The 3,755-nt window shown below is 67.2% G+C and carries 5 protein-coding genes; 1 reads left to right on the top strand and 4 read right to left on the bottom strand.

All coding sequences use genetic code 11. The annotated features are described in order from the left end of the window. The coding region (locus VEG08_04650; GenBank protein ID HXZ27274.1) for an ACP S-malonyltransferase at nucleotides 1–417 on the top strand (417 nt) is incomplete at its 5' end. Between the two features lie 6 nt (nucleotides 418–423). Here the strand turns inward: VEG08_04650 and VEG08_04645 are convergent. The 4 genes from VEG08_04645 to VEG08_04630 form a co-directional block, all read right to left on the bottom strand. Next, the gene (locus VEG08_04645; protein HXZ27273.1) at nucleotides 424–873 is read right to left on the bottom strand and encodes a hypothetical protein; all 450 of its coding nucleotides are present in this window, start codon (nucleotides 871–873) and stop codon (nucleotides 424–426) included. A 226-nt stretch (nucleotides 874–1,099) separates the two neighbouring features. Beyond that, entirely contained in the window at nucleotides 1,100–2,212 is a 1,113-nt protein-coding gene (locus VEG08_04640; GenBank protein ID HXZ27272.1) for an ABC transporter permease, read from the bottom strand. Next, on the bottom strand, nucleotides 2,209–3,252 hold the full coding sequence (locus VEG08_04635) for an ATP-binding cassette domain-containing protein (GenBank protein HXZ27271.1): 1,044 nt from the start codon (nucleotides 3,250–3,252) through the stop codon (nucleotides 2,209–2,211). Before VEG08_04635 ends, VEG08_04640 begins: the two co-directional genes overlap by 4 nt. After that, a partial coding sequence (locus tag VEG08_04630; protein HXZ27270.1) for an efflux RND transporter periplasmic adaptor subunit occupies nucleotides 3,249–3,755 on the bottom strand: 507 nt, incomplete at its 5' end. The genes VEG08_04630 and VEG08_04635, both read right to left, overlap by 4 nt.

Below are 3,755 nucleotides of genomic sequence, written 5' to 3'. Positions count from 1 at the left end.
CGCGCCGCCGAGCTGGCCAAGCAGCGCGGCGCCAAGCGCGCCATCCTGCTGCCGGTGAGCGCGCCCTTCCATTGCTCGCTGATGCGGCCGGCGCAGGAGCGCCTGGCCGCCGACCTGAAGGCGCTCGAGTTCCGCAGCGTGGGCGTCCCGGTGGTGTGCAACGTGGATGCCGCGCTGGTCACGGACCCGGCCAAGGCGCGCGACGCGCTCATCCGCCAAGTGACGGGTGCAGTCCAGTGGGAGCGCTCCATGCGCCTGCTCATCGCCCAGGGGGTGAAGACGTTCGTCGAGGTCGGCCCCGGGCGCGTTCTCTCCGGGCTGATGCGGCAGATCGACCGCGCCCGGACCTGCGTCAATGCGGAAGATGAGGCTTCGCTCGCGAAGGCGCTGGGACAGCTGGTAGCTAGTAGCCAGTAGCTGGACTCACATGGGCGAGAAGCTCAGGCTCTTGTCCTTCTTCTGCACCCAGACGCGCGCCTGCTCCACGCGGTGGTTGACGGTGACCACCACCACCACGCCCGAGGCCGGGGCCGGCGGCACCGCGGCGCCGTCGATGGAGTAGCTCTTCACCACGCCCCAGTCGCCTCCCGGTCCCCAGTCGCGGTAGAAGGCGGAGTAGGGATAGGCCTTGAACCGGTCGGGATGCTGTTTCCAGTCGGGGTCGGCGTGCCAGATGCCGTAGGCGGTCTCGTACTGCTGCGCCTGCAGCGCGGCGAAGAACTTGTCCACCACGTGCTCCTCGGGCCAGTAGCGGAAGTCCCACGCCAGGAAGGACGCTAGCAAAACGACGAAGGCGACGACGCCGATGATCACCTTGCGGCGATGCTCGCGCCGCGCATCGTAGGGCGGCGCTTCGAAGAGGGTGGTGGGCATGGCGGGGTCCGTGCTCATACTACCAAAGACACCGACAGAACCCATCGGGTCATCGGGTGATTGAAAAACCAACCATCCGAGGGCGTCATCCTGAGGCGCTTCAGCGCCGAACGATCTGGCGAGCAGTGCCCACGATCTTCTCGGTGGGGATGCTCCGTGCTGCACGCGAGATCCCTCGCGGCCGCAAGGCCGCTCAGGATGACGCCGCCACAATCTGGATCGGCATTCACAGACTGCGCTTGAACAGGGGGACGGCGATGCTGATCATCACCACCGCGAAGAGCAGCAGGTAGAGCAGGTCGAAGCCGATGGCGGCGAAGCCCACTTCCTTGAGCAGCAGCGCCTTCAGCCCGTGCACCGCGTAGGTGAAAGGGTCCACCCGCGCGATCACCTGCAGCCAGCCGGGAAAGGCCTGGATGGGGTAGATGGAGCCGGAGGGAAAGAAGAGCAGGGTGTTGAGGATGCCGAACATGGCGCGCGGCACCAGCGGGTCCTCCACCCGCACCATGAGCAGGAACATCATGGTGTTGAAGGCCAGCGAGGTCACGGTGATGAGCAGCACCAGCCAGAGCAGCACCACGGGGTCGAAGATGGCGCTCACCCCGGCGATGAGCGAGCCCACCACCGTGATCACGATGCCCGACAGGATGGCCTTGAGCGTCCCCGCCAGGTTCAGGCCCATCACCAGCTCCAGCTTGGTGATGGGGGTCACCAGGTAGCCTTCGTGCACGCCCCGCGCCTTGTCGTCGATGTAGAGCATGCCCCCGCCGATCATCACCGAGACGAACATGGCCAGGGTGATGGAGCCGGGCAGCAGGTACTTCATGTACTCGATGTAGGGGTAGAGCTCGACGATCTCCAGCGAGATCTGCTGCACCATGCGGGGCTCGACGTCGGGCTGGTTCAGCGCCTGGGTCAGCTCGGTGAGCTTCGACTCCAGGGTGGAGGACATGAAGTTGTCGCTGTTGTCCACCACCAGGCCGAGGCGGGGGCGGTTGCCGGCGTAGACATCGCGGGAGAACTGCGGCGGGATGATGACCGCGCCCGCCAGCTTGCCGTTGCGCACGTCCTCCGTCGCCTGCCGCTCGTCGCTGTAGTAGACGGGCTTGAGGGTGCGGGCGTTGGCCTGGATGGAGTCGAAAGCCTCGCGGATCTTGAGCGACTGGGTGCCGCCGTCGTGGTCCACGATGGCCACGCGCGCGTCCTTGATCTTGCCGCCGAAGGCGTTGCCCAGCACGATGAGCTGCACCAGGGGGAAGACCAGCGACACCATCATCAGCGCCGGGGAGCGCAGGAAGCGGCGCATCTCGCGCTCCACGATGGCCCACACGCGGTTCATGGGCGCAACCCCGGCCGCTGCGGCATGACGAAGGCGTAGGCCTTGACCTGCTCGTCGCGCAGTTGCCGCCCGGTGAAGTGCACAAAGACGTCGTCCAGAGTGGTGCCGTGCACGGAGAGCGACTTCACTTCCACCCCGGTCTGCAGCGCCAACTGCACCAGTTCCGTGGTGGTGCGGCCGGCGTCGTTGGAGAGGATGTGATAGTGATCGCCGCCCTGGGGCTGCACGTTCTGCACCCCGGGGAGCTGCTGCAGGCGGGCGTCCCAGTCCTGGGGCGCGGCGCCGAAGTGCGTTTCGATGACGCTGGCCCCGGGGATGCTCTTCTTCAGGGCCTCCGGCGAATCGAGGGCGACCAGCTTGCCATGGTCCACGATGGCGATGCGGTCGCACAACCGGTCGGCCTCGTCCATGTAGTGGGTGGTGATGAGCACGGTGAGCTTGCGCTGCTTCTGGATCTCGCCCAGCATCTCCCACACCGCCACCCGCGAGACCGGGTCCAGGCCGGTGGTGGGCTCGTCGAGGAAGAAGATGCGGGGACTGTGCACCAGGCCGCGCGCGATCTCCAGGCGGCGGCGCATGCCCCCGGAGAGGGTTTTCGTGGGGGCATTGCGCCACTTGCTGAGGTCCACCACCTCCAGCAGGTGGTCGATGCTCTTCCGGCGCTCTTCCGCGGGCACGCCGTAGAGCTTGGCGTAGATGTTCAGGTTCTCGTCCACGGTGAGGTCGAGGTCGCTGGTCATGGCCTGGGGGATGACACCGAAGAGGCGGCGGGCCTGGTCGGCTTCCTTGCTCACGTCGTGGCCGGCGATGACGGCGCGGCCCGAGGTGATCTCGATGAGCGTGGTCATCATGCGGATGAGGGTGGACTTGCCGGCGCCGTTGGGGCCGAGCAGGCCGAAGGTCTCCCCTTCGTGCACGGAGAAGGAGATGTCGTCCACGGCGGTGAAGTCGCCGAAGCGCTTGGTGATGTGCTCCACCGAGATGGTGACGGGGCCGTCGCCGCCGGCTGCCTGGTTCACGGCTTGGACGTCGCTGGTCATCGCTTCTCCGCCACCAGCTTGGAGGCCGGCACCAGCACCTCCGCGGTCATGCCTGGGAGGTACTTCTTCTCCGCGTTGTCGATCTTGAGCTTGAGGACGATGGTCTTGATGTCGCGCTTCTGGCGGCTGACGTCACGCTGGGTGGCGAAGTCGCCTTCCGGGGCCTTGAAGATGACGCGGCCGTCGAGCAACTGCCCGTTGGGCAGACGCACCTTGAGGACGTCGCCCAGGGCGATGTTGACCGCCTGGGTCTCGGGCAGGGGCGCGCGCACCCAGGTGTCGTTCAGGTCCACGATAGTGACGATGGCCTCGCCGGGATTCACCACCTCGCCCTGGCGCGCCGCCCGAACCGAGACGATGCCGGAGACCGGCGCGTAGACCTGGGTGTAGGCGAGGCGGGCCTGGGCCTCGGCGCGCTGCGCCTCGGCGGCATCCATCTGCTCCTGGGTGGCGGCCACGGTGCTGGCGGCGGCGTGCGCCTGGTGGGTGCGGGCGATGGCGGC

The organism is Terriglobales bacterium (assembly GCA_035624475.1).
In the GTDB taxonomy this organism is placed as follows: Bacteria; Acidobacteriota; Terriglobia; order Terriglobales; family Acidobacteriaceae; genus DASPRL01.
The sequence above is the reverse complement of the archived record's forward strand: the minus strand, read 5'-3'. Positions and strand labels throughout refer to the sequence as shown.

Coding starts and splice junctions, on each gene's coding strand:
- VEG08_04645 (HXZ27273.1), bottom strand. CDS start 873: ATGCCCACCACCCTCTTCGAAGCGCCGCCCTACGATGCGCGGCGCGAG.
- VEG08_04640 (HXZ27272.1), bottom strand. CDS start 2,212: ATGAACCGCGTGTGGGCCATCGTGGAGCGCGAGATGCGCCGCTTCCTG.
- VEG08_04635 (HXZ27271.1), bottom strand. CDS start 3,252: ATGACCAGCGACGTCCAAGCCGTGAACCAGGCAGCCGGCGGCGACGGC.